Origin of the sequence: Pandoraea norimbergensis, from assembly GCF_001465545.3 — a bacterium.
Taxonomy (GTDB): Bacteria; Pseudomonadota; Gammaproteobacteria; order Burkholderiales; family Burkholderiaceae; genus Pandoraea; species Pandoraea norimbergensis.
In genome coordinates, this window is the sequence record NZ_CP013480.3 from 4,111,471 (window position 1) to 4,137,052 (window position 25,582).

The following is a 25,582-nucleotide window of genomic DNA, read 5'->3' on the forward strand; positions in this document are numbered from 1 at the left end:
ACGGCATCCTTTACGAATACCTTTAGCGATTCGTTATTCCCCTGTGAGATTTCGCAGTGCGCGCCGAAATCCACCTGCATGCTGCCTGCATGCCCCCTACATGACACGGGCCCGTGCGAACACGGGCCCGGCAACGGTAAAGCCAGAGGTTCGATCAGGCGCGAACCGCCCGATACCCCACATGCTCGTAATGCGCCTCGTCGTCGGCGTCCTCGGCATCGTTATCGGCCCGGTCGTCATCGGTGAGCGCTTCGAGCCGAATCGCAGCATGTACCAGCGCGATATGCGAAAAAGCCTGCGGGAAGTTGCCGACCTGACGCTTGTGGTGCGTGTCGTACTCCTCAGCAAGCAACCCGACGTCATTGCGCAAGGACAGCAATCGTTCGAACAGCTTGCGCGCGTCACCCTGACGGCCCAGCATCACCAGACAATCGACCATCCAGAAGCTGCACGCGAGAAACGCGCCCTCGCCCGCCGGCAAGCCGTCGTCAACGCGGCTGGTGCGGTAGCGCTGCACCAACCCGTCGCGCATCAACTCGCGCTCCACCGCCTCGACCGTCCCGATGACACGTGGGTCGTCCGGCGGCAGAAACCCCACCAACGGAATCATCAGGGCACTGGCGTCCATCTCGTCGGAGCCATACGCCTGCATGAAGGCGTTGCGCGTCTTGTCGAAGCCATGCGTGCAGACGTCCGTGTGAATCTCCTGACACAACTTGCGCCAGTGGTCGACCGGCCCCGGCAGATTGAAACGCTCCGCCGATTTGATCGCGCGGTCGAACGCTACCCACGCCATCACCTTCGAGTAAGTGAAATGCTGGCGCCCGCCACGCACTTCCCATATGCCTTCGTCGGGCTTGCGCCAGACCGTCTCAAGATGCGCGACCAGCTTGGTCTGCACCTCCCATGTCGCGTCGTCCGGCGTCAGCCCGCCAAGGCGCGCCTGATGCAGCGCGTCCATGACTTCGCCGTACACGTCGAGCTGAAGCTGGCCGACCGCGCCATTGCCCACGCGCACGGGTTTCGCACCCTCGTAGCCGGGCAGCCAGTCCACTTCCCACTCGGGCAGCCGCCGCTCACCTGACAGCCCGTACATGATCTGCACCTGCGACGGCGCGCCCGCCACGGCGCGCACCAGCCAATCACTCCAGTCGTTGGCTTCCGTGTAGTAGCCGCCGAGCATGAGCGCCTGCAACGTCAGCGTGGCGTCCCTGAGCCAGCAATAGCGGTAGTCCCAGTTGCGTTCGCCACCGAGTTGCTCGGGCAGTGACGTCGTGGGCGCGGCCACCACGCCGCCCGTCGGCACGAACGTCAGCGCCTTAAGGGTGATGAGCGAACGGCGGATCGCGTCGGTCCAGCGGCCGTCCAGTTGGCAGCGTCCCGCCCAAGTACGCCAGTAGCGCTCGGTATCGGTGAGCGCCGCCAACGGGTCGATCTCGCGCGGATCGGCGTGATGCGAGGCCACCCGCGACAACACGAATGGCACGGTCTCGCCGGCCTTCACCTGAAAACTGGCCCGCAAACTGCCCGGCACATCCTGAATGGGAACCGGTGTGCGCAATACCACCTTGTCAGGCCCGGCGATCAGGCGCATGCCCGGGCCGGTGGCGTCGTCTTTGTCCAGCGGGCGTGCCCACGGCACCGATGCGCCGTAGTCGAAGCGCAGAATCAGTTCCATCGACATGGTGATCGTGCCGTGGATGCCTTTGACTAGCCGCACCAGATCGGCCGCGCCATCGCGCAATGGCATGAAGTCGATGATCGACACGCAGCCTTCGCACGTTTCAAAACGTGTTTCCAGAATCAGGGTGTCGTCGTGATAACGGCGTGTGACGGTGGCCTTGGGATCGTCGGGGGCGAGTTTCCAATGACCGTGCTCGGGACCGCCGAGCAACGCCGCAAAACAGGCGGGAGAATCGAAATATGGCCAGCAGAGCCAGTCTATCGAACCGTCGCGCGCGACCAGCGCAGCGCTTCGGCAGTCGCCAATCATGGCGTAGTCTTCGATGCGTGCCGGCATGCTCACCTCGCGAACGTCGATACGTGAAGCCCAATGGTACGCGCGTCGTTCTCGCGCGACCACCCTCCTGCAAAACGGCTTTTACATCGCTTGCGCCGTTCATGAAACCCGTTGCCAGCCCTGCTCAACTGCATGCGATCAGTCATCCCTTCCCTCCTTACGGCCTTGCCGTGTGGTGAGGTTCGTCGGTGGCCCGTGTTGCGCCAATGAATGCCCGGCTAACGATCAATTCACAATCCGTTAATGACCGACCGGCCCATCCGAGGGAAGTTCGGATCAATTTTCGTCGCGACGCGAATTAGCGCCGTAATTCCACTTCATGAAAAAACGCCGGGCACCTCGGCGGTGCACGGCGTTTCTGATGATTTTCTACGTGGTCTCAAATATCAAGCTGCGGTGGCGCGCTCCGCCGCCAACGCATGAATCGCGCCCTGCGCCAGCAGGTCACGGATTTGCGCAGCGTCATAGCCATATTCACCGAGCACATCGAGCGTGTGTTCGCCCAGCCTCGGTGCCGGGCCGCCGGTCTGCTTGGGCGTTTCCGAGAAACGGATCGGCAACCCGATGCTGCGCGTGGGCCCATCGAGCGGATGCACCGTCTCCACAACCATCTCGCGCGCGACGATTTGCGGATGCACGGCGGCCTCCGAAATCGGCAACACCGGCCCGACGGGCAACCCGACGGCGTCGAGCCGTTCGACCCATGCCTGCGTCGTGTCGCGTATCAGATATGTGGTAATCCGCTCGACGAGTTCCGCGCGATTCGCCGTGCGGCCGGCGTTCGTGGCAAAGCGCGGATCACCCGCGATCTCGGGGGCATCGAGCACTTGCAGCAGCCGCTCGTAGTTGGCCTGATTTGCCGCACCGATGTTGATCCAGCCGTCTTTCGTGCGAAACGCCTGATACGGCGTGCTGGTCGGGTTGGCCGAGCCGAGTTTCGGCGGATTCTCGCCACTGGCGAAGAAATTGGCCGCTGCCCAGTACATTTGCTGAAACCCCGCCTCAAGCAGCGACGTGTCGACCACCTGCCCCTGCCCCGTGCGCAACCGGTGCGCATAGGCGGCCGAGATGCCGAGCGCCGCCAGAATGCCCGCATTGATGTCGGCAATCGGTGAACCTGCCTTAATGGGGGCCTGCCCCGGCTCGCCCGTCACGCTCATCAGACCCGAAAGGCCCTGCGCGATCAGATCGAATCCGCCCTTGTCTGCATAAGGTCCCGTGCGGCCGTACCCGGAGATTGCGCAGTAGATCAGCGCCGGGTTGGCCTCGCGCAGCGTCTCATAGCCGAGCCCCAGCTTCTCCATCGTGCCTTTGCGATAGTTCTCGGTCACCACGTCAGCCGTGGCCAGCATCTTGCGCAACACCGCCTTGCCACCCTCGGTTTTGAGATTGAGCGCGATGCCGCGCTTATGGCGGTTGAGCATCATGAACGATGCCGATTCGCCATGCGAGAGGATGGGCGCAAAGCGGCGCGCATCGTCGCCTTCCATCTTCTCGACCTTGATGACGTCGGCGCCCATGTCGGCCAGCATCATGCCGCACACGGGGCCCGACATGATGTGGGACAGCTCGATCACCTTCACGCCCTGCAACGGGCCACCCTTGGGTTGAACGGTCTCGGTCATCTCAGCGCCCCTCGAACACCGGGGCCGTCTTCGCGAGAAACGCGCGATAGCCCGTCTGGAAATCGGCCGTGCCGAAGCACGCAAAGCCCTCGTCGATCTGTGCCGCCGTCAGCGGCTCGCCGCTCGCCAACTCACGCACAAACCGCTTGTGCCAGCGCGCCACCAGCGGTGCTCCGGCAGCAATGCGCTCGGCACTGGTCAGGGCTTCCTCTGTGACTTTCGAATCAGGGACCACGCGAGTGACGAGGCCAATGCGCTGCGCTTCCTGTGCATCGAAAATTCGCCCTTCCAGCAAGATTTCCAGCGCGCGTGTGGGACCGAGCAGTCGCACCAAGCCCGACAACTCCGCATGCGCCATCACCAGCCCCAGCTTGTTGATCGGTGCACCGAAGCGGCTCGACTCGCCACAGATGCGCACGTCGCACGACGCGGCGATTTCCATACCGCCGCCCACGCAAATGCCATGAATCATGGCCACGAGCGGCACCGGGCAATTGGCCAGCGCGTCGAGCGTTCTGTGCATCAGTGCGCCGTACGCCCGGGCCTGTTCCACGTTGGCACGATCGGTCTCGAACTCGGCGATGTCGTTGCCGGGCGCGAACGATTTTTCGCCCGCACCGCGCAGCACGATGCAGCGCACGCCGGGCGCCTCGGACAGCGTAAGAATCGTGTCGCCCAACGCCTGCCACATCGGCTTGGTCAGCGCGTTGAGTTTCTCGGGACGGTTGAGCGTCACCAGCGCCACTGCGCCGCGTTGCTCGGTCAGAACGGTCGATGTCACATTGCCTCCTTCTTACGCCGGCTCGCACCCCATGTGTCGAAGCCATTTTGGTATACCAATTTTTGTTAACGATAGAAGTATTGATGTAGAACTGGCAAGTGATAACCGTATAAATCAGGGTTAACGTGTGATTTACCGCCCTAAGCGATTGACGGAACACTTCACCCCAATCAGAATTGGCATTCCATTTCAGAAATCACCGGCTCATGGACACGTCAGCATCGCTCAACGCCACCGCTTACGAAGCGCTCAAGGCGCGCATCGTCCGTGGCGAACTCCGCCCGGGCGCGCCGCTGTCCGAGCGGGCGCTGTGCGACGAACTGGCGGTATCGCGCACGCCGCTGCGCGAAGCGCTCAAGCGGCTGGCGAACGAAGGACTGGTGGAAATCTCGGAGACGCGCAGGGCCCGCGTGGCGCGCGTGAGTGTCGACGAGGTGGTGAATCTGCTCGCGGTGATGGCGGTGTTGGAGGGACTGTCAGGTGAACAGGCCTGCGAGAAGGCGACGGACGCCGATCTCGATGAACTCGCCCGCCTGCAAGTTGAGATGGAAGCGGCCTTTGCACGCACGGATCATGAAGCGTATTTCTCGCTCAACCAGCAAATTCACCTGAGCATCTTGCGCATCGCCGATAACGGCCCGCTGGCGGAATACTTCCACAATCTGAACGCGCGGTTGCGGCACGTGCGTGAGCGTCTGACGCCCACGCCCGAGCGCTGGCGGCAAGCGGTGGATGAGCACGCGGAAATGCTCTCGCTCATGCGCCGGCGCGACAGCAAGCGGCTGCGCACGCTCATGGAGACGCATCTGCGCAGCAAGACCGACGCCTATGTCGCGGCCATGCTCAATGAAGGACTGGTGAGTATGAGTCGCGCAGCTTAAGCGCGACTTGTCAGGCGGCGGCGCGTACGTGGGCCAACACGACGTCGCACTTGGCCATCAGATGCGCGCGCAGCAGGCGGCCGAGCGTGACGCCGTCACGCTGATGCAACGCTTGCAGCATGGCATCGTGTTCCGCGATGGCGCGCTCCCACTTGCCCGCATGCAGGTTCGAACGAAAACGAAGCGCCTGCAAGCGCCGGTTCACGGCCTGATACATCTGCATGAGCGACGGATTGCGCGCGGCGGCATTGATACGCTCGTGAATGCGCCGATTGCATTCGAAGTAACCGGGCAGATCGCCGTGCGCGTGGCACACGCCCATGGTGGTGTGCAGCGCTTGAATCTCGTCAATTTCCGCCTGCGTGATGCGCTCGCAGGCCAACTCCCCCGCCAGCGCCTCAAGGCCGCTGAGCAGTTCGAACGCGTCCGCAATGTCGCCAGCCGAGAGCGTCACGACGCGGGCACCGCGATTAGGCAGTAATTCGATCAGGCGCTCGACGGCCAGCGCCTTGAGCGCCTCGCGCAGCGGTGTGCGCGATACGCCGAGTTGTTCGCACAATGCGCGCTCGTTCAGATGCGCGCCCGGCACCAACACTCCCTCGGTGATCATCCTGCGCAAGCGGTCCCCGACCGCGAGATGCAGCGCCTGACGGCTGATCGGCAAGTTCACGGCAGCCTCAGTGACAGGCGGGCCATGGGACGCGTGATCCGGAAAAACATTCAACGGGACAGAGTGCATAGGCTCGGCAAGGTCGCTCGCTTTTGGAAGAATGTTATCGACACCAGGCACGGCACTTTCGTGGGTGGCGGCGTAGCTCGCCAAGGACTTGTTGCAACGGACTCCACGAAATATTACGAACAATTACACGAAACTGATTCTCGCAGATCGATGTCACTTTGACTACGTTGACTGTTGTTTTCGCGCGGTAGACACCACGTTCGCTGCACTGCGCCATTGGCGTTGAATTATGTATACGATTCGTCTGTCAGACACACCGGCGTTCGCCCGACATACGGGCATCGCCCGCCCCATACACCGGAGACCTGCTTCATGCCCGACACCCACGATACGCAAGCTGCCGTCGAGTCCCTCGCCCGTCTGTTGGCGGATACGCGCCGTGGCGACACGCCCATCGATTCGCCCGCGGCCGAGTTGCGCCCCATCGACGCCAACGGCGCTTACGCCGTGCAGTTGCGCACGCTCGATCTGCTCGGCGAGACGATTACCGCGTGGAAAGTGGGCGCCAAGGCACCGACCGATCTGCCGAACTGCGCACCAATTCCCGCGTCCGTCGTCAGCGAAGCCGGCGGCTCGCTCCCGCTGAACGATTTCTTCCGCCCGGGTCTGGAACTGGAAATTGCGTTCCGTCTCTCACGCGATATCAAGCCGGGCCGTCACGACGAGCGCGATATCTTCATGCACGTGGGCGAGACGCTGGTGACCATCGAAATCACCGACAGCCGCTACGCCGCAACCGGGCTCGATTCGCGTTTCGTGCTCGCCGATTTGCAGAACAACGGCGCATTGGTGATCGGTAGCGGCCGTGATTACAGCGCGTCGCTCAACTACGACTCACCGAAAGTGACTTTCACACTCGACGGCAACAACATCGCCCCTGCCCGCACGCGCAACCCGGCGGGCGATCCGCGCGCATTGCTCACGTGGCTCGTCAATCACAACGGCAAGCGCGGTATCACGATGCGCGCCGGTGCCGTGATTACGTGCGGCTCCTATGTCGGCATGATTCCCGCCAATAGCACCGGCGTGTTGCGCGGCACCATCGACGGGATCGGTGAAGCATCGATCACGTTGCGTTAAGTTTCCCCGGATCTTTCAGGAATCCGCCATGCCGTCTGCCGCTGAACTCGTCACGTCGCTGGGGCTACAGCCGCACCCGGAAGGCGGGCACTACCGCGAAACCTACCGCGCCGCCGACACCATTGCGGCGCAGGCGCTGCCGCCCGGTTTCTCAGGCGCGCGCAACATTTCCACGGCGATTTTTTATTTGCTCGAAGCCGGTGATTTCTCTGCGTTCCATCGGATTCGCAGCGACGAGATCTGGCATTTCCATCTCGGCGGCACACTCTGGATTCACGAGATCGACCCGGCGGGCAAGTTGACGACGACATGCCTCGGTGCCGATGTCGTGAACGGCGAGCATCTTCAGCACGTGGTTCGCGCCGGGCATTGGTTCGCGGCGCAGCCCGCACCTTCGACGAGCTACTCGCTGGCGGGATGTACCGTCGCGCCCGGGTTCGCGTTCGAGGACTTCGAGATGGCCGACCCGGCGACGCTCGCCGCGCAATGGCCGGCGCACCGCGCGCTGATCGAGCGCCTTGGGCGCGGCGCACCTGCGTAACCTCAATGCGACGCGTCGGGCATCGCAAGACTTCTGAATGACGTCAGTGCTGTGCGGTGCGCCCATCGGCGCCCGCCAGCATCTTCGGTGCGAGCAACGCAATCGGCACGATACACAGCAGGCCCGCAGCCAATGCCACCGGCAGGCTGATGCCATGTGCGATCGCCCCGATGAGCACCGGCCCCACGAGCAGGCCGAGATAAGCGAGCCGCGCCATCACGGCAATCGCTTCGGCGCTCGCCATCCCCGCGCCGCGCGCCACTTCACCCGACGCCGCAAACATCACCGGCATCACATTCGACAGGCCCAGTCCGGCCAGCGCAAAACCGGCCACGGCCGCCGCAGGTTCGCGCCAGACCAGCGCGAGCATCACCCCGCCGACACACAACAAGCTGCTCACGCGCAACAGGCGAGCGCCGCCCATGCGCGCCCGCACTGGGTCACCACCGAAGCGCCCGCCCGCCATGCCGAGTGAGAACGCGGCATAGCCTGCGCCAATCCATGCACCCTGTGCGGCCACCACTTCGCGCATGTAGACCGCTGTCCAGTCGTACATCGCGCCCTCCACCACCAACCCGAGAAACGCGAGAATGCCGAAGCCGGTCAGGCGGCGATGCAACTTGCGGCGCGACGCGTCGTCGAGCGCGGGCGGCGGAACCGCTTTGCGCGATGAATCATCCGACGACGCAGCCACCGGCGCCTCGCCCGGCAACATATCGGGTTGCATGAAGCGCGCGCCGACCAGCATCACGACCGCGCAGCCCATCGCCGCCAGACCGATATGCCACTGCGGCGAACCCTGATGCGCGAGCCATGCACCGCCCACGAGCGCGCCCGACATTCCGCCCAGACTGAAACACCCGTGCAGCGATGCCATGATCGGCTTGCGGTAGCGCGCCTCCAGCGTGGCGGCCTGTGCGTTCACGGCGACGTCATAGGTGGCGTTTGCTGCCCCATACAACGCGAGCCAGCCCACGAGGCCCCAGTAGTTCGGCATCGACAGAATGAACGCGCTGGTAACGGCCAGCGCCATGCCCGACACGAGGCTGGCGCGCTGGCTGCCCGCGCGACCGATCCAGCGGGCCATGCGCGACATCGTGACGATGGCCCCGCCCGCGATGGCAAACATCGCCACCGACAGGCTGGCATCGTTCAGATCGAACATCGCCTTGACCGTGGGCACGTGCACGCCCCACGTCGCATAGAGAAAACCGCTGCAAAACAGTAATGCCATCGTCGCCGCGCGCGCAGGCCAAAAGCCCGAGCGTGGCTTCGCAGATGCTGAAGTCATGGGAGTCTTGAAACTTGGGGGTGACACGGCGCAGTTGTCTGCCGTGTCATGACGAGAAGAGAGATCGTCAGGCCGTCGGCGTATAGCGCGGCCTGCGAATGAAGGGAATTCTAGCGCAACCTCGATGACATTGCAGTGAACCGCCCCGGCAATGCCACGGCGTCCGAAGCATCAACGCTTCACTGAAAAAAGCTGGCCGCCGCGACGCGCCGGTCAAGTACGCGGGCGGCAGCCAGACAGGGGAAATAGTTCAGTGCGGGTTCAGTGAGGATTCAATACGGATTTGGTGCGCGATCAATGCCGCATTTAACGCATTCGCCCCCCAAACTCAGCGCGGAAACTCCTGCCGCTCGGCGGGTTGTGTCGGCGCGGGTACGGCCGTCGCCAGATCGCCAAGCATCACAGGTTTGAGTGGCGCACGGATGCGGTAATAGCCCACGTCCGCCACATCGCGCCCTTGCGCCTGCGCGAGCAGTTCAGCCACTGTCAGGCCGCACAGGCGTCCCTGACAAGGCCCCATCCCGCAGCGTGAGAATGACTTCGTCTGGTTCGGCCCCACGCATCCCAGCGCCGCCATGTGCCGCACGTCGCCCGCCGTCACCTCTTCGCAGCGGCACACCACCGTGTCATCTTCGGCGGGCCGGCGCAAAGCATCGGATGGCCGATAGTACGCATCGAGAAACGGCCGGATCGCCGTGTGGCGAGCAAGATCGCGTCGCAACGAGAATGCCGCCGAATCTCGACGTGACGTGTCGATGCGGCCAAGCGTATGTGCCGCTTGCAAGGCAGCAAGCCGCCCCGACGGTTCCGCAGCGCGCGCCCCGGCAATACCACCGCCATCGCCTGCCACGAAGATGCGCGGCACGCTCGACTCACCCCACGCATCGGTACGCGGCACCCAGCAAAGTTGTGCGTCGTGCCACACGTGCTCGCACCCAATCGAGCGTGTGATCTGCGTGTTGGGCACCACGCCCTGATGCAACAGCACCATCGGCGTGTCGATGCGCTTTGATTCGCCAGAGACCCCGGCCACGCGATATTCGATGGCTTCCACCCGGTCTCCGCTCGCGCTGCCGAGCACTCGCAGGGCGTCTACATCCTTCACGTGCTCGACACCCGCTGCCCGGATGGCACGCAGCAACTTGATGCCCTTGGCGAGATACCCCGGCGCACGCAATGCGCCGCCAAGATGACGCAAAGCTTCGCGTCGGGCACGGCGTTGTGTCGTATCGAGGATGGCGCGAACGGGTACGCCAGCGCGCAACAACTGCCACGCAAACAGGTAGAGCAACGGCCCGCAACCCGCGAGCACGGCACCGTGTTGCGGCGCAAGCGCCGCCGACTTGAGCAGCGTTTGCGCGGCCCCCACGCCCATCACACCGGGCAGCGTCCAGCCGGGAATCGGAAACGGACGCTCCATCGCACCGCCCGCCAGCACAATCGCCTGCGCGTCGATCTGCCACGTGCCCGCGCCTTCGCGGGTCGCAAACACGCGCCGGTCTTGTCCGATCTGCCATACCAGCGTGCGCGGCCAATAAGCGATGTCCGCGTCTTCGAACGCCTGCACAAGCGTGTGGCCGTACAGATAATCTTCGCCGAGCAACTCGGGGTCGGCCAATGGCGACGCGCTGACATTGCGATAAATCTGTCCGCCCGGCAGCGGGTTCTCATCGATTACCAGCGGCGTGAGGCCGTGGCGCTTGGCTTCCAGCGCGGCCGCCAGCCCCGCCGGGCCCGCACCGACGACGAGCAGGTCAACTGTCTTCACCGTCATGCCAGTTCCCTCGCGCCTTGCATGCGACGCACGCGCATGCCATCGCGCACGGGCGTCATGCAGCCCTGTCGATTGGGCACGCCGTCGATTTCCACCAGACAGTCGAAACACACGCCCATCAGGCAATACGGTGCGCGCGGCGCGCCCGTCACGGGCGTGGTGCGGCAAACGGTATCGCCTGCGGCCAGCATGGCGGCAGCCACGTTGACACCGGCCGGGGCATCGTACGGCGTGCCGTCGATGACGATGCGCACCGTCGCGCCATCGCGGCGCGCGAGCGACTTAAACAGCGAATCGCTGGGCATGAAATGGCTCCAGAAGGTCGGGGCGCTCGCCGCCCATGATCCACGGCACGATTGTGTCGCAGTGCGCTGCGGCCAGCGTCACGCCGCTATGGCAGGTGGTGAGAAACGCGCCGGGGCAATCGCGCGACGCTTCGTAAATCGGCAGGCCATCGGACGTCATGACGCGCAACGCGCCCCACGCACGCACGACACGCACGTTGCGCAGCAGCGGAAACGGCGAGATGGCGCGGCGCGCGATATCGGCGATGACGTCTGGGGTTACCCCGTCGTCGAAGCCCACGTCTTCCGCCGAGTCGCCCAGCATGACCGAGCCTTCGACCGTCTGTCGGACATAGATCGTGGGGTTCGATAAGAACGGCGCGACGCGCTCCGTCACAAGAATCTGCCCGCGCATCGGGCGCACCGGTGCCGACAGCCCGACCATTGGCGCGAGATCGCGATTGGCGAGACCCGCCGCGAGCACGACGCGACCGGCATCGAGCGTACGGCCGCCTTCGATATCGAGCCGAAACGCACCGGCACGCGGCGTGATGTTCGTCACACGGGCATTCGGCACATACGTGCCGCCCGCCTGCGCGAAGGCAGCAAAGAGCGCGCGCAAGGTGTAGAGCGGACTGACGTGGCCATCGTGCGGCGAGTAGATCGCTCCGGCGACGTGATCGCCAATCGCAGGAATGCGTTCGGCGAGCGCGTCGTGATCGAGCACGTCGTAGGTCAGCGCAGGCTCGCTGGTTTTGAGTTGCTGCATGACGGCGGCCTTGGCCGCCAGTTCCTGCGCCGTCTCGGCGATGTTGAAGCCCCCCGGGCGCTCGAAGCCGACCGACACACCCGTGCGGGCTTCCAGTTCGTCGGCGAACGCTTGCCAGCGATTGGCTGAGTGCAACGACCAGCGGGCATAAGACGGGCAACTCGCACCCTTGCCCTGCACCCACACGAGCCCGAAGTTGCCACGCGCGGCACGCAGCGCATCGTCGGCACCGTCGAGCACGACGACCGACTCACCACGCCGGGCCAGCCCGTACGCGATGGCCATGCCGACCAGCCCGCCGCCAATGACGGCAATCTCGCTTGTCTTTTGCATCGATGGGGAAACGACCGGCAACATGGGCAATGCCAGATGTTATGACTTGCCGATGCCGCAATATTGCGCGCGGGCGTCTTGATTTATTTGAGAGTACCCAAGAATCGCTGACGCGCGCGAGCCCGTCAAATCACATTTTCTGCGACCAGTATGTTTGTATATTATGGCGACGTCGCCGCCTCCCCCGCCCCCGCCGATCATGAAGATTCGCCAACTTGAAGCCTTTCGCGCCGTGATCCTGCGCCAGACGGTCACGCGCGCCGCGCAGATGCTGCATGTCTCGCAGCCCGCCGTCACACGACTGCTGAACGATCTCGAAGCCGATGTCGGATTTGCCCTCTTCGACCGGAGCAACGGACGTTTGCAACCGACGCCCGAAGCGCTGGTCCTGTTCGATGAAGTCGAGCGGTCGTTCGCCGGAATGGAGCGCATCGCGCAGACGGCGGAGCAGATCAAGTCGCTGCGGCGCGGCTCGCTGCACATCGCTGGCGCGCCCGCGATTGCACTCGACTTTCTGCCCATCACGCTCACGCATTTTCTGCGCGACCACCCGGGCATCAACACCACCCTGCTCGTGCATGCGTCGAACATCGTGGTCGACATGGTGCTCGGCCGCCGTTGCGATGTCGGCTTCGTTGCGCACCCGCTCACCCGTCCGGGCTTGCAAGTGCAGCCGTTGCTGCGGGTACCGATGCGATGTGTGCTGCCGAAGGGGCATCCGCTCGCCGCGCACGACGTCATCACGCCGGAAGATTTGCGTGGCGAAGCGTTCGTGTCCTATCCCACCGAATCGGATGCGCGGCTCGATATCGACCGCGTGTTTGCCGAACATGGTGTGGATCGCGTCATGAATGCAGAGTCGCAACTCTCCGCCGCCATTTGCACGCTCGTGGAGCATGGCGCAGGCGTCTCGATCATCGATGGCATCACGGCGTCGTTCGCGACGCAGCGTGTCGAAGTCAGACCGTTTGCCCCGCAGGTCCTGTCGACGGTCTCGGCCGTGACCTCGCTTCAGCACCCGCCGTCGCAACTCGCGCAGGCGTTCGTACAGCAGGTTCGCGCAGCACTCGAAGCGCGAAGCTTATCCACAGATTTTGTTCACAAGCCTGTGGACAACCCAACACAAAGCGATGGCAAATCGTTGATTTAATTAGGAATGCGGGTGGAATGCGCGGCCGCGGTCAGCCTGACGCCACCGACGTCATCGAAGTGTTCGCTAACTTTCAGCGGAAGTGGCGCGCAGAACACGCGCCACGACAGATGAAGTTTTCAGGCCTTGCCACCGGCGGCTTCAGCAGCCGTCGCGGCAGTGGCAGCCGTCGCAGCGGTCACAAACGCCTGAGCGTCGCCACGCAGTTGCCCATTGCGTTCGCGTACGACGCGATGGATCAATTCCCAGGTCGTCTGCGCGACCGGCGAGAGCGAGCGGTTCTTGCGGCGTGCGAGCACGATGGCCCGCTCGAATGCCGGCAGCAGCGGCCGCACGGCCAGCGTCGAATTCTCCGGCAGCGGCAGCGCAAACGGCGGCAGGATGCTGACACCCAGCCCTTCCTGCACCATGCGGAAGATGGTGCTCACATGCCCCAGCTCCTGCGTGATGGTGCCCTGCACTTTCTGCGTCGTCAGTGCGCGGTCGATCAGCGGACGACTGCCCGAGCCCTGATTGAGCAGCACCAGATTTTCACCTGACAACTCCGACCAATGCACCGCCGCCTGCGTCGCGAGCGGGTGATCGGTGCGGCACACCAGACAGAACGGCTCGCTCATGAGCAGTTCGGTGTAGAGATCGTCGGCGCCTTGCGGGGCGACGACAATGCCGAAGTCCACATCGCCCGCGCGCACGCTGTCGAGCACCGCGCGTTGCATCTGGTCGACGAGTGCGAGCGCGATGTCCGGATACGTCGCCTGCGAGGCGAGCAGCACACGCGGCATGAGCGTTGCGGAAATCGTCGGTGCGGCGCCGACACGGACCCTGCCCGTGGTGCGGGCTTCGGCACCGTGCGTTTGCAGCAGTGCAATTTCCAGTTCGTCGAGTACGCGATCGAGACTGCCCGCGAGCGTCACACCGGCGTCGGTCAGCGAAACTTCTCGCGTGGTGCGATCCACGAGCCGCAGGCCCAGTTGCGCTTCCAGTTCGTTGATGCAACGGCTGATGGCCGGTTGTGTCAGGCCGATCTCGGCGCCCGCGCGGCTAAAGTTCTTGCTGCGCGCCACGACCATGAAGACCTTGAGTTGTCTCAGCGATACGTTCATGTGCTAGTGCCCTGCCAGTAAGTAAGCAAACCAGCCACCGCAGTGGCGCTGGCGCGCCGTTGAAGCCGGCGCGCCCCGAGACCCCTGCTGCGTCAGGCCGCCGCCTTGACCATCTCCTCCACCACCTTCTTCGCGTCGCCGAACACCATCATCGTCTTGTCGAGATAGAACAGTTCGTTGTCCAGCCCGGCGTAGCCGGCGGCCATCGAACGCTTGTTCACGATGATCGTCTTGGCCTTGTAGGCTTCGAGAATCGGCATACCGGCAATCGGCGATTGCGGATCGTTCTTGGCCGACGGGTTCACCACGTCGTTCGCGCCGAGTACCAGCACCACATCGGTCTGGCCGAACTCACCGTTGATCTCGTCCATTTCCAGCACTTGATCGTAGGGGACTTCAGCTTCCGCGAGCAGCACGTTCATGTGGCCCGGCATACGGCCCGCAACCGGGTGAATGGCATAACGCACGGTCACGCCCTTCTCCACCAGCTTGTCGGTCAGTTCCTTGAGCGCGTGCTGGGCACGTGCAACTGCCAAGCCGTAACCCGGCACGATCACGATCGATTCTGCGTTGCTCATCAGGAACGCGGCGTCGTCAGGCGAACCTGATTTCACCGGACGTTGTTGCTGTTCGCCGCCTGCCGCTGCTGCGCCTGCCTGTGCACCGAAGCCGCCGAGAATCACGTTGAAGAACGAGCGATTCATCGCCTTACACATGATGTACGACAGAATCGCACCCGACGAACCCACCAGCGAGCCTGCAATGATCAGCATCGGGTTGTTCAGCGAGAAGCCGATACCTGCCGCTGCCCAACCCGAGTACGAGTTCAGCATCGACACCACCACCGGCATGTCGGCACCGCCAATCGGGATGATGATCAGCAAACCCAGCACGAACGCGATGGCCGTCATGGCGACGAACGGCGTCCAGCTTTGCGACACAAAGAACGCACCGCCGAAGGCCAGCATCGCGATCGCCAGCGCCAGATTCACCATGTGCTGGCCTTTGAAGACCACCGGTGCGCCTTGGAACAGACGGAACTTGTACTTGCCCGAGAGCTTGCCGAACGCGATGACCGAACCCGAGAACGTGATCGCGCCGACAAACGTGCCGATGAACAGCTCGATGCGGTTACCCGGCGGCAACGCTTCACCCGCGGCCACGATACCGAACGCTGCCGGTTCTGCGACTGCCGCAACCGCGATACACACCGCCGCCAGACCGATCAGCGAGTGCATGGCCGCGACCAGTTCCGGCATCTTCGTCATCTCGACCTTGCGAGCAACGTAAGCACCGATACCGCCACCCACCACGAGACCCGCGAGGATCAGGCCGAGGCCCGAGTAGTTGCCGTTCGAGAGCTTGCGCAGTTCGAAGATCAGCGCCAGCGTAGTGAAGGCCGCGATAGCCATGCCGATCATGCCGAACGCGTTACCGCGTCGCGCCATGCGCGGATTCGACAGGCCCTTGAGCGCCTGAATGAAACAGATCGACGCGACCAGATACAACAGCGTCACAAGATTCATGCTCATGTCAGTGGGCTCCCTTAGCTGCCGAATCATTGGCAGCCTTAGCAGGTGCCTTGTCTTTCTTCTTGAACATCTCAAGCATGCGCTGCGTAACGAGGAAGCCCCCGAACACGTTCACCGCTGCCAGTGCCACGGCGATGACACCCATCGTCTTGCCGAGCCCGCCTTCGGTCAGACCAGCGGCGAGCATGGCGCCCACGATCACGATGGCCGAAATGGCGTTCGTGACCGCCATCAGCGGCGTGTGCAGTGCCGGTGTGACGTTCCACACCACGTGATAGCCGACGTACACCGCCAGCACGAAGATGATCAGATTGATCACCGTGTGATTGATCATTTCCATTGTTGTGTCTCCCCCTTAAGCGGCGCGCAGGACTTGGCCGTCGCGGCACATCAGGCACGCGGCGACGATGTCGTCGTTGGTATCGATGACGAGCTTGTTTTCCTTGTCGATCACCAGCTTGAGGAAGTCGAGCACGTTGCGGGCATATAGGGCTGACGCGTCAGCGGCGACCATGCCAGCCAGATTCGTGTAACCGGCAATCGTCACGCCGTGTACCTTCACGATTTCGTCGGCCACCGACAGCGGGCAATTGCCGCCGCCGTTTGCACCACGCCCAGCGGCCAGATCGATGATCACGGAACCGGGCTTCATGGCTTTGACCGTGTCTTCAGCGATGAGCGTCGGCGCAGCACGCCCCGGAATCAACGCGGTGGAAATGACGATGTCAGCTTGCGTCAGACGCGTGTGCACGAGCTGCGATTGACGTGCGAGCCAAGCCGCAGGCATCGGGCGAGCGTAGCCGCCCACACCCTTGGCAATCTCACGCTCTTCGTCGGTTTCGAACGGCACGTCGATGAACTTCGCGCCAAGCGATTCGATCTGCTCGCGCACGGCCGGACGCACGTCCGACGCTTCGATCACCGCGCCGAGGCGCTTAGCCGTAGCAATCGCTTGCAGGCCTGCAACGCCAGCGCCCAGAACAACGAGGCGCGCGGCTTTGACCGTACCGGCTGCCGTCATCAGCATCGGCATGAAGCGCTGATACAGATTCGCGGCAAGCATCACGGCTTTGTAGCCCGCAATGTTGGCCTGTGAAGACAGCACGTCCATGCTTTGCGCACGCGTGGTACGCGGCGCGGCTTCCAGTGCGAAGCCGATGATGCCAGCGGCCGCCATGCGGGCGTTGTTCTCGGCATCGAACGGGTTGAGCATGCCGACCACGGCCGCGCCACGCGCGATCTGGCCGACTTCGGCAATCGACGGCGCACGTACCTTCAGCACCAGTTCCGCGCCGAATGCGTCAGCTGCGCTACCGGTGGCGGCACCCGCAGCGACGTAGGCCGCATCGGGGACGCTGGCCGAATCGCCTGCACCTCGCTCTACGGTGACGCGATGCCCTGCGCCCACCAGCTTCTTCACCGTTTCCGGTGTGGCCGCGACGCGGGATTCGCCGCCGACCGTCTCCTTCGGAATGCCAATATGCATGGTTATTGTCTCGGGGTCTGGGCCCCTGTCGTGTTGTAAAACTCAGGCCAGCACGGAGCGCGGCGGTTGCATCGAACGTCCTTCATTGGCCGCTTCGAAGCAGCGCACCTTCGTGCAGTGAATCAGGTCACACAGAAATTCCGGCTCGTAGGCACGCAGCAGGTGCGGCTGATGCCCATCGAGATACGCGCCGATCAGCACAAGCTCGGCATGGCGCAGCGCTTGCGCCGACACCCCTTCGAGATAGGCCAGCGGCAGGTCGTCGTTGCCCGTCGTGCGCAACAACCAGTGGTAGGTGGGGTGATCCCAGTGCCAGTCGAGACCCAACTCGACAAACGCGTTGTTGAACGCATGCAGATGAGCATTGGCAACCGGGGCCAGGGCGGCGGGTTTGATATGCGTTTCGATGACAGACATGTTGGCGCTCTCCCAAATCAGTGATCGTCTCCAGAACACGCGGACCCGCCTGTACCGTGCGTGATCGGGTGGTTTTTATGACCCCCTCGTTCACGCTTCTGTCATGCGGGCTGCCATTGCAGATTACGCAGCCCCACCTATAAAAGACAGTTAAAGTTAATTATGCAAACCATCTACGATTGCTTATACTTCATCGCATGAAAAACGCCACGCTCCGCCAGTTGAAGGTCTTCGAAGCTGTGGCGCGCCATCTGAGCTTCTCGCGCGCCGCCGAAGAACTCCACCTCACGCAACCGGCCGTCTCGACCCAAGTCAAGCAACTCGAGACGCACGCCGGACTGCCGCTATTCGAACAGCTCGGTAAAAAGATCTTTCTCACGCCGGCGGGCAGCGAAATGCTGCACTACAGCCGCGCCATCATTGCCCTCTTCCGCGAAACCGAAGAGGCGATGGATCACCTCAAAGGCATTACCGGTGGCAAGCTCAACGTGGCCGTCATCAGCGCGGGCGACTACTTCTTTCCGCGTGTGCTGGCCGCCTTCACCGCCCAGCATCCCGGCATCACCCTCAACCTCACGGTGCATAACCGCGAGGAACTGCTGCATCAACTGACCGAAAACCTGACCGATCTGGCCGTGATGGTGCGCCCGCCGCACGAGATCGATACCGTCAACGAAGTTTTCGCGCCGCACCCCTACGTCATCGTCGCGCCGCCCGACCACGCGCTTGCCGGACTTCGGCAAATTCCGTTCGCACGCCTTGCGGCCGAGCCGTTCATCTGTCGCGAGCGCGGCTCCGACACATGGAACTCGATGCAGGACGCCTTCGGCCATCGCATGTCGCAGTTGCAGATCGCGATGGAAATATCGAGCACCGAGACCATCAAGCAGGCCGTCATTGCCGGCATGGGCGTCTCGTTCCTGTCAGCTCACACCGTCGGCATGGAGCTTCAGACCGGCAACCTCGTCGTGCTCGATGTGCAGGGCTTTCCGGCGTGGCAGAGCTGGTACATCGTGCATCGGCGCAGCAAACGCCTGCCGCCCGTCGCCCACGCATTCCGCCAGTTCCTGCTCACCGAGGGCGCGGCCCTGATCGACGGCATGATGGCTTACAAGAGCCCGCTGCCGCCGCCCGAAGCGGCTGACCGGCCGGACAGGTCCGACACCGCTCGCTGATATCCCGGATGCATGCGGCAGTCCGGCCGTTCGCGCGATACGCCTCGCGAAATGCCGGACTGCCGAATGAAAAAGGGCGATCGACTCAGGCCATTGCCACCCCGGCCGACCACCGTGAAATCAGTGCATCAGCCCATGCGGTTGGCGAGCGTGCCCAGACCGTCGATGCTCACTTCCACCAACTGGCCTTCCTTCATCGAGCCCACGCCGACCGACGTGCCCACGGCGATCACATCGCCGGGCAGCAGCGTCATGTCTTGCGAGATGCGCGAGACCTGCTCCCACGGGTTGAAGATCATGTCCGCGAGCGGATAGCGCTGGCGTTCCGCGCCGTCCAGTTGCGTGACCAGTTCCGCTTCACGCCAGTCGAAATCCTGCGCGATCACCGGGCCGATGCAGCCGAACGTGTCGTAGCCTTTCGCGCGGGTCCACTGCGCAAAGTTCTCGTCTTCGCCGATGATTTCAGCGGCCGTGACGTCGTTGACCAGTGTGTAGCCGAGGATGTGATCGCGCGCCGCTTCCACGCTGACGTTGCTCGTGCGCTTGCCGATCACGACGCCCAGCTCGCCCTCGAAAACAATCTTCCCCGCATACGCGGCGGGACGGCGAATCACCTCGTTCGGGCCGAGCAGCGTCGTGGCAGGCTTGATGAGAAAGAGCGGGTGCGAGGGCGCGGCCTTGCCGAGCTTCGCGCCGAGCGCGTGGTAGTTGTTCCACAGCGCCACGATCTTCGACGGCTCGCACGGGCACAGCAGATCGACCGAGTCGCGCGCGATCGTGGCGCCCGTGGCGATCGGCGTGTCGTAGAGACTGCCGCGGTGTTCGAGGATTTGGTCGCCCTTGAGAAGGCCAAAGCCGATGCGGCCTTGGGCGGTCTTGAAACGGGTCCAGAGCTTCATGCGTTTGCCATTCCGGTAACGGTCCGGCGACGCGGCACACCTGAGCATGCGCGCGCCGGACGCGACTTCTTGAAGTCATTCACACTGCGCCGACTTCGCGCAGTGCCGCGATCTGCTGCGAGCTGTAGCCGAACTCCGAGAGCACATCGTCCGTGTGTTCGCCGAGCAGCGGCGAGCGCTCCACGTGCGTCGGGCTGTCGGAAAGCTTGATCGGGTTGCCCACCGTGAGGTACTTGCCGCGCTTCGGGTGATCCACTTCCACGATCGTGCCCGTCTCGCGCAGCGACATGTCCTCGGCGATTTCCTTCATCGAAAGAATCGGGCCGCACGGAATGTCGTACTCATTGAGAATGTTCATGACCTCGAACTTCGTCTTGGTCATCGTCCAGAGTTCGATCGTGTCGAAGATCTCGCGCAGACGCGGCAGACGCGCACGCGGCGTGGCGTATTCCGGATGTTCCACCCACTCCGGCTTGCCGATCACCTTGCAGATCGAGCCCCACACCGGCGCTTGCGTGATGAAGTAGATATAAGCGTTCGGGTCCGTCTCCCAGCCCTTGCACTTCACGATCCAGCCCGGCTGACCGCCGCCCGAGGCATTGCCTGCGCGGGGCACCGCATCGCCGAACTGACCGTTCGGGTATTGCGGGTACTCTTCCATCACGTTCGTGCGTTCCAGACGTTGCTGATCGCGCAGCTTCACGCGGCACAGATTCAGCACACCGTCCTGCATGGCTGCCAGCACGCGTTGCCCCTGCCCCGTCATCGTGCGCTGATAGAGCGCCGTCACGATGCCGAGTGCCAGATGCAGGCCGGTGCCCGAATCGCCGATCTGCGCGCCTGTCACCATGGGCGGGCCGTCGTCGAAGCCCGTCGTCGAGGCCGCGCCGCCCACACACTGCGCCACGTTCTCGTAGACCTTGCAGTCCTGATACGGGCCGGGGCCGAAGCCTTTCACCGAGGCCACGATCATGCGCGGGTTCAGCGAGTGGATGTGTTCCCACGTGAAGCCCATGCGATCGAGCGCGCCGGGCGCGAAATTCTCCACCAGCACGTCACAGTCGCGAATCATGCGCTCCAGCACCGCCTTACCTTCCGGGTGCTTCGTGTCGAGCGTGATCGAGCGCTTGTTGCTGTTGAGCATCGTGAAATACAGACTGTCGGCGTCCGGGATGTCGCGCAGTTGATCGCGCGTCACATCGCCGTGGCCTGCCCGTTCGATCTTGATGACGTCCGCGCCAAACCAAGCCAGCAGCTGCGTGCAAGTCGGTCCCGACTGCACGTGTGTGAAGTCGAGGATGCGCACGCCTTCGAGTGCCTTGCTCATGATCGACCCCTGTCGTTAGCGAATCAGCGCCTGCGCAGCGATGCCGTGCGCAGGAACGGGTCGATGGCCCTGAAGATCCGCCTCGCGGCACATCTGCATCAGGGTGTCGCCAGCGAAAACGCTGACGGTATTCGGACATGCGATGGCGATGAGTGCCATGGTTGTCTCCTCCTCGGGCTCGGCTGCAAGGGCCGTTATGTTGGTATTTGGTTGTGATATACAGTATTTCATACACGATATTTTATCAACGGCTATTTTTTGCCAATGCAAGATGCTGCACTGCGAAACGAACGGAAGAATTCCGGCCAAATGCCTATGTTTAAAGGGATTTGCGCCGCAGCATTTAAAGAACCCCTAGCACTGGCTACGGGTTTACAGGCATGCCGCCAACGGTGGACGAGACAGATCGGGGCCCCTTCTCGAGGCGAGTTGAACACTGTCTGAGCAGCGAGAAGGGGCCCCGGTCTGTCTGGGGGGAGGTTTTAAAGGGGGGATGGAACGCGGAATGGAAAGCGAGAAAAACAGAACCTGCCGCGAGTGCGGCAGGCGTGCATCAATACATGAGGGGCAGAATCAGGCGCGGGAGCTGGTCAGCTCGCCGACTTTGGCTTCGAGTTCAGCGAGCCGTTTGCGGAGTTGGCGGTCTTCCTGAAAGCGTGCGGTTTCATCGCGAATGACGGCGACGATGCCACTCACCTGCCCTTGCGCGTCACGCAAGAGTGCCACGGTAAAAGCGATCGACATGGCGCGCCCATCTTTATGGGTAGCAGGCACCTTGAGCAAATCGCTGCCGTACTTCGTCTCGCCGGTGGCCATGGTTTTTTCATAGCCTTCGTTGTGACGATGACGCAGGCGTTCCGGGATGATGATGTCCAGCGGTTGCCCGACGGCTTCGCTTGCCGAGAAGCCGAACATCTTTTCGGCGCCGGCGTTCCACAACGTGATGATGTTCTTCGGGTCGGCCACGACGATCGCGTCGCCGACGACCTGAACCAACTGTGCTGCGTCCACCGATGCACTCATGGTGTCTCCTGCTGTTCTATGGGGGATGATGCGCTGCTGCTAAAACATGCCACAAAAATACATGAATCAAAAGACAATGCGGTCCCGAAAAAGCGACAACAGGTGCCGCCCCCGAAAAAGGTGCGGCACCTGCACAACTACCAAACTACGTCAGTTCACGACAACCGCTCAGATCGCCTTGGCGGTATGCAGCTTGCCAATCTGATCCTTGCTGTAGCCCAGCTCGGCCAGAATCTCTTCCGTGTGCTCGCCCAGCAGCGGCGAACCCGTGATTTCCGGCTTCAGGCCCGAGAACTTGATCGGGCTGCCGACCGTCAGGTACGAACCACGTTCCTTGTGCGGCACTTCCACGATCGTGCCCGAAGCGCGCAGCGACGGATCGTTCGCGATTTCCTTCATCGACAGCACCGGCGCGCAAGGAATATCGAACTTGCGCAGGATGTCCACTGCTTCGAACTTCGTCTTGTCGGCGAGCCACTCTTCGATCGTCTTGAAGATGTCGAAGATGTGCGGCTGACGGGCTTGCGCCGTGGCGTAGTTCGGATCGCTGATCCACTCCGGCTTGCCCAGTGCGCGGCAAATCGGTTCCCAGGCGTGGCCTTGGATCGTGAAGTAGATGTAAGCGTTCGGGTCCGTTTCCCAGCCCTTGCACTTCAGCACCCAGCCCGGTTGGCCGCCGCCGCCGGCGTTACCGCCACGGGGCACCACGTCGCTGAACTCGCCGTGCGGGTACTGCGGATACTCTTCCAGGAAGCCGACACGGTCCAGACGTTGCTGGTCGCGCAGCTTCACGCGGCACAGGTTGATGACCGAATCCTGCATCGACACGGCAACCTTCTGACCACGGCCCGTCTGGCCGCGACCGATCAGCGCCGTCAGAATACCGATCGCCAAGTGCATACCCGTGTTGCTGTCGCCCAGTGCTGCGGCCGACACCGTGGGAGGACCGTCCCAGAAGCCCGTCGTCGAGGCGGCACCGCCGGCGCACTGCGCCACGTTTTCGTAGACCTTCAGGTCTTCGTAGTGGTGACCGTCCGAGAAGCCCTTCACCGATGCCACGATCAGCTTCGGGTTCAGTTCGTTCAGACGCTCCCACGTGAAGCCCATGCGGTCCAGTGCGCCCGGTGCGAAGTTTTCCACCAGCACGTCCGATTCACGCACCAGCTTCTCCAGCACTTCCTTGCCTTCCTGCGTCTTCGTGTCCAGCGTCAGCGAGCGCTTGTTGCTGTTGAGCATCGTGAAGTACAGCGCGTCGGCCTCGGGAATGTCGCGCAGTTGATTACGCGTCACGTCGCCCGAACCCGGGCGCTCCACCTTGATCACGTCCGCACCGAACCATGCCAGCAACTGGGTGCAGGCCGGGCCGGCTTGCACGTGCGTGAAGTCGATGATCTTGATGCCTTCGAGGGGTTTGCTCATGTCATGTCTCCTTAATTGACTCGAGTTACTTTTTCATCGCCGCGCTTTGCGGATTCAGATTGGTCAGGCGGCCGCTTTCCGTGCCCGCCGCTTCGTCGATCACGGCGTTGATCAGCGTCGGCTTGCCCGACTTGATGGCGTCTTGCAACGCCTTCGTCAGTTCTTCCGGCGTCGTGACGTGGTAACCGATACCGCCGAAGGCTTCGATCATCTTGTCGTAGCGCGCGCCCTTCACGAACACCGTCGGGGCCACGTCCTTGCCACCCGTCGGGTTCACGTCGGTGCCGCGATACACGCCGTTGTTGTTGAAGATGATCGTCGTGACCGGCAGGTCGTAACGGCAGATCGTTTCCAGTTCCATGCCGCTGAAACCGAAGGCGCTGTCGCCTTCAATCGCCACCACCGGCTTGCCGCTCGTCACGGCTGCGCCGATCGCGAAGCCCATGCCGATACCCATAATGCCCCACGTACCCGAGTCAAAGCGCTTGCGCGGCTGGTACTGGTCGATGATGCTGCGGGCATAGTCCAGCGTGTTCGCGCCTTCGTTCACCAGGTTGATGTCCGGGTACGCCTTCAGCACGTCGCGAATCGAGCGCAGTGCGCTGTGGAAATTCATCGGCGACGGATTCTGGTCGAGCGTTGCCGCCATCTTGGCCAGATTCTTGTTCTTGCGTTCCGCAATCGCGCCAGTCCACTCAGCACTCGGCTTGCCGAAGTTGCTGTCGATGCCGGCCAACAGTGCCGACACGCACGAGCCGATATCGCCGATCACCGGCGCGGCAATCGCCACGTTGCTGTCGATTTCCGTCGGCGAGATGTCGATCTGCACGAACTTCTTCGGTGCGGCGCCCCACGTCTTGCCCTTGCCGTGCGCGAGCAGCCAGTTCAGGCGGGCACCGATCAGCACGACCACGTCAGCTTCTTGCAACACGAACGAGCGTGCGGCGGCAGCCGATTGTTCATGCGTATCGGGCAGCAGGCCCTTGGCCATCGACATCGGCAGATACGGAATGCCCGACTTTTCCACCAGCGCACGAATATCCGCGTCGGCTTGCGCGTAGGCTGCGCCCTTGCCCAGCAGAATCAGCGGACGCTTGGCGTTCTTGATCACGTCGAGTGCGCGCTTCACCGAGTCCGGTGCCGGGATCTGACGCGGTGCTGCGTCGATCACACGAATCAGCGAATCCTTCGCCTTCTGCGCATCGAGGGTCTGAGCCAGCAGCTTGGCCGGCAGATCCAGATACACGCCACCCGGACGGCCCGACACGGCCGCGCGAATCGCACGGGCCACGCCCACGCCGATGTCTTCTGCATGCAGCACGCGGTAGGCGGCCTTGCAGTACGGCTTGGCAGCGTTGAGCTGGTCCATCTCTTCGTAGTCACCCTGCTGCAAGTCGACGATCTCGCGCTCGCTCGAGCCGCTGATCAAGATCATCGGGAAGCAGTTGGTGGTGGCGTTCGCCAGTGCCGTCAGGCCGTTCAGGAAACCCGGTGCGGACACCGTCAGGCAAATGCCGGGCTTCTGAGTCATGTAGCCAGCAATGGCGGCAGCGTTGCCGGCGTGCTGTTCATGACGGAAACCGATGAAGCGCATGCCTTCCGCTTGCGCGAGGCGGGCCAGATCGGTGATGGGAATCCCCACCAGACCAAAGATAGTGTCAATGTCGTTCGCTTTCAGGGCATCGATGACCAGATGGAAACCATCAGTCGTTTCTGCCTCGGACACGATGTTCGCGTGTCGGCTGCTGTCTTTGAGCGTGTCGCCCGCGGTGTTGTTTTCCGCCTTGCCGACTGGCACGGTCATCGCAATGGACATAATTCTCTCCTCCAATTTTTCCGGTTTCAGTGTTGCGTCGTCTTTCGCTGACGATTACTTTAGGACTTCAATACTGTCTTGCATGCCGCGCGCGCTACCCCGTAACTCTGGTGGTAT

The 25,582-nt window shown here is 62.9% G+C and carries 24 protein-coding genes; 5 read left to right on the forward strand and 19 right to left on the reverse strand.

Annotation, left to right across the window (positions count from 1 at the left end; translation table 11 throughout):
- Positions 1–154: 154 nt before the first annotated feature.
- The 3 genes from AT302_RS18010 to AT302_RS18020 all read right to left on the reverse strand — a co-directional run bounded on the left by AT302_RS18010 (position 155) and on the right by AT302_RS18020 (position 4,426).
- Positions 155–2,020, reverse strand: a complete 1,866-nt coding sequence (locus AT302_RS18010) for a glycoside hydrolase family 15 protein (protein WP_058379615.1) — start codon at positions 2,018–2,020, stop codon at positions 155–157.
- Positions 2,021–2,406: 386 nt separating this feature from the next.
- Complete coding sequence (locus AT302_RS18015; RefSeq protein ID WP_058379616.1) at positions 2,407–3,645, reverse strand: CaiB/BaiF CoA transferase family protein; 1,239 nt, start codon at positions 3,643–3,645, stop codon at positions 2,407–2,409.
- 1 nt (position 3,646) lies between these two features.
- Positions 3,647–4,426 (reverse strand): enoyl-CoA hydratase-related protein, encoded by a 780-nt coding sequence (locus AT302_RS18020; protein WP_058379617.1) that lies wholly within the window; start codon positions 4,424–4,426, stop codon positions 3,647–3,649.
- Between the two features lie 206 nt (positions 4,427–4,632).
- On the opposite strand from AT302_RS18020, the gene AT302_RS18025 reads away from it, so the two are divergent.
- The gene (locus AT302_RS18025; protein WP_058379618.1) at positions 4,633–5,307 is read left to right on the forward strand and encodes a GntR family transcriptional regulator; all 675 of its coding nucleotides are present in this window, start codon (positions 4,633–4,635) and stop codon (positions 5,305–5,307) included.
- A gap of 10 nt (positions 5,308–5,317) precedes the next feature.
- Here AT302_RS18025 and AT302_RS18030 read toward each other — a convergent pair whose 3' ends face one another.
- Positions 5,318–6,046, reverse strand: a complete 729-nt coding sequence (locus AT302_RS18030; RefSeq protein WP_084656627.1) for a GntR family transcriptional regulator — start codon at positions 6,044–6,046, stop codon at positions 5,318–5,320.
- Between the two features lie 312 nt (positions 6,047–6,358).
- Between AT302_RS18030 and AT302_RS18035 the strand changes: the two genes are divergently transcribed.
- Together AT302_RS18035 and AT302_RS18040 are read left to right on the forward strand one after the other, a co-directional pair.
- A complete protein-coding gene (locus AT302_RS18035) occupies positions 6,359–7,126 on the forward strand; it encodes a 2-keto-4-pentenoate hydratase (protein WP_058379620.1) in 768 nt (255 codons plus the stop codon).
- Positions 7,127–7,154: 28 nt separating this feature from the next.
- Entirely contained in the window at positions 7,155–7,667 is a 513-nt protein-coding gene (locus AT302_RS18040) for a cupin domain-containing protein (RefSeq protein WP_058379621.1), read from the forward strand.
- Positions 7,668–7,710: 43 nt separating this feature from the next.
- Here AT302_RS18040 and AT302_RS18045 read toward each other — a convergent pair whose 3' ends face one another.
- From AT302_RS18045 to AT302_RS18060, 4 genes are all read right to left on the reverse strand, one after another.
- On the reverse strand, positions 7,711–8,958 hold the full coding sequence (locus AT302_RS18045) for an MFS transporter (protein WP_058379622.1): 1,248 nt from the start codon (positions 8,956–8,958) through the stop codon (positions 7,711–7,713).
- Positions 8,959–9,286: 328 nt separating this feature from the next.
- Positions 9,287–10,732, reverse strand: coding sequence for an FAD/NAD(P)-dependent oxidoreductase (locus AT302_RS18050; RefSeq protein ID WP_058379623.1), 1,446 nt, complete (start codon positions 10,730–10,732; stop codon positions 9,287–9,289).
- A complete protein-coding gene (locus tag AT302_RS18055) occupies positions 10,729–11,037 on the reverse strand; it encodes a (2Fe-2S)-binding protein (RefSeq protein ID WP_058379624.1) in 309 nt (102 codons plus the stop codon). Before AT302_RS18055 ends, AT302_RS18050 begins: the two co-directional genes overlap by 4 nt.
- Positions 11,015–12,118 (reverse strand): NAD(P)/FAD-dependent oxidoreductase, encoded by a 1,104-nt coding sequence (locus tag AT302_RS18060; protein WP_058379625.1) that lies wholly within the window; start codon positions 12,116–12,118, stop codon positions 11,015–11,017. The genes AT302_RS18055 and AT302_RS18060 overlap by 23 nt, the downstream gene beginning before the upstream one ends.
- 199 nt (positions 12,119–12,317) lie before the next feature.
- On the opposite strand from AT302_RS18060, the gene AT302_RS18065 reads away from it, so the two are divergent.
- Positions 12,318–13,268: a LysR substrate-binding domain-containing protein gene (locus AT302_RS18065; protein WP_064675107.1), complete on the forward strand. Its 951-nt coding sequence runs from the start codon at positions 12,318–12,320 to the stop codon at positions 13,266–13,268.
- Positions 13,269–13,387: 119 nt separating this feature from the next.
- Here the strand turns inward: AT302_RS18065 and AT302_RS18070 are convergent, their stop codons facing one another.
- The 5 genes from AT302_RS18070 to AT302_RS18090 form a co-directional block, all read right to left on the reverse strand.
- Complete coding sequence (locus tag AT302_RS18070) at positions 13,388–14,371, reverse strand: LysR family transcriptional regulator (RefSeq protein ID WP_058379627.1); 984 nt, start codon at positions 14,369–14,371, stop codon at positions 13,388–13,390.
- A 92-nt stretch (positions 14,372–14,463) separates the two neighbouring features.
- Positions 14,464–15,903, reverse strand: coding sequence for an NAD(P)(+) transhydrogenase (Re/Si-specific) subunit beta (locus AT302_RS18075; RefSeq protein ID WP_058379628.1), 1,440 nt, complete (start codon positions 15,901–15,903; stop codon positions 14,464–14,466).
- A gap of 1 nt (position 15,904) precedes the next feature.
- Positions 15,905–16,243, reverse strand: a complete 339-nt coding sequence (locus tag AT302_RS18080; protein ID WP_058379629.1) for an NAD(P) transhydrogenase subunit alpha — start codon at positions 16,241–16,243, stop codon at positions 15,905–15,907.
- Positions 16,244–16,258: 15 nt separating this feature from the next.
- Positions 16,259–17,389 (reverse strand): NAD(P) transhydrogenase subunit alpha, encoded by a 1,131-nt coding sequence (locus tag AT302_RS18085; RefSeq protein ID WP_058379630.1) that lies wholly within the window; start codon positions 17,387–17,389, stop codon positions 16,259–16,261.
- Between the two features lie 42 nt (positions 17,390–17,431).
- The gene (locus tag AT302_RS18090; protein ID WP_058379631.1) at positions 17,432–17,806 is read right to left on the reverse strand and encodes an HAD family hydrolase; all 375 of its coding nucleotides are present in this window, start codon (positions 17,804–17,806) and stop codon (positions 17,432–17,434) included.
- Between the two features lie 197 nt (positions 17,807–18,003).
- Here AT302_RS18090 and AT302_RS18095 point away from each other — a divergent pair, with 197 nt between their 5' ends.
- Positions 18,004–18,981, forward strand: coding sequence for a LysR family transcriptional regulator (locus AT302_RS18095; RefSeq protein ID WP_058379632.1), 978 nt, complete (start codon positions 18,004–18,006; stop codon positions 18,979–18,981).
- 128 nt (positions 18,982–19,109) lie between these two features.
- Here AT302_RS18095 and AT302_RS18100 read toward each other — a convergent pair whose 3' ends face one another.
- From AT302_RS18100 to oxc, 6 genes are all read right to left on the reverse strand, one after another.
- Complete coding sequence (locus AT302_RS18100) at positions 19,110–19,880, reverse strand: fumarylacetoacetate hydrolase family protein (protein WP_058379633.1); 771 nt, start codon at positions 19,878–19,880, stop codon at positions 19,110–19,112.
- A 79-nt stretch (positions 19,881–19,959) separates the two neighbouring features.
- Positions 19,960–21,207 (reverse strand): formyl-CoA transferase, encoded by a 1,248-nt coding sequence (gene frc / locus AT302_RS18105; protein WP_058379634.1) that lies wholly within the window; start codon positions 21,205–21,207, stop codon positions 19,960–19,962.
- Between the two features lie 15 nt (positions 21,208–21,222).
- Entirely contained in the window at positions 21,223–21,366 is a 144-nt protein-coding gene (locus tag AT302_RS27695; RefSeq protein WP_157125825.1) for a hypothetical protein, read from the reverse strand.
- 414 nt (positions 21,367–21,780) lie between these two features.
- Positions 21,781–22,230: a PAS domain-containing protein gene (locus AT302_RS18110; RefSeq protein WP_058379635.1), complete on the reverse strand. Its 450-nt coding sequence runs from the start codon at positions 22,228–22,230 to the stop codon at positions 21,781–21,783.
- Positions 22,231–22,398: 168 nt separating this feature from the next.
- Entirely contained in the window at positions 22,399–23,649 is a 1,251-nt protein-coding gene (gene frc, locus AT302_RS18115) for a formyl-CoA transferase (RefSeq protein WP_058379636.1), read from the reverse strand.
- Between the two features lie 25 nt (positions 23,650–23,674).
- Positions 23,675–25,465: an oxalyl-CoA decarboxylase gene (gene oxc / locus AT302_RS18120; RefSeq protein ID WP_217426772.1), complete on the reverse strand. Its 1,791-nt coding sequence runs from the start codon at positions 25,463–25,465 to the stop codon at positions 23,675–23,677.
- Between the last annotated feature and the right edge of the window lie 117 nt (positions 25,466–25,582).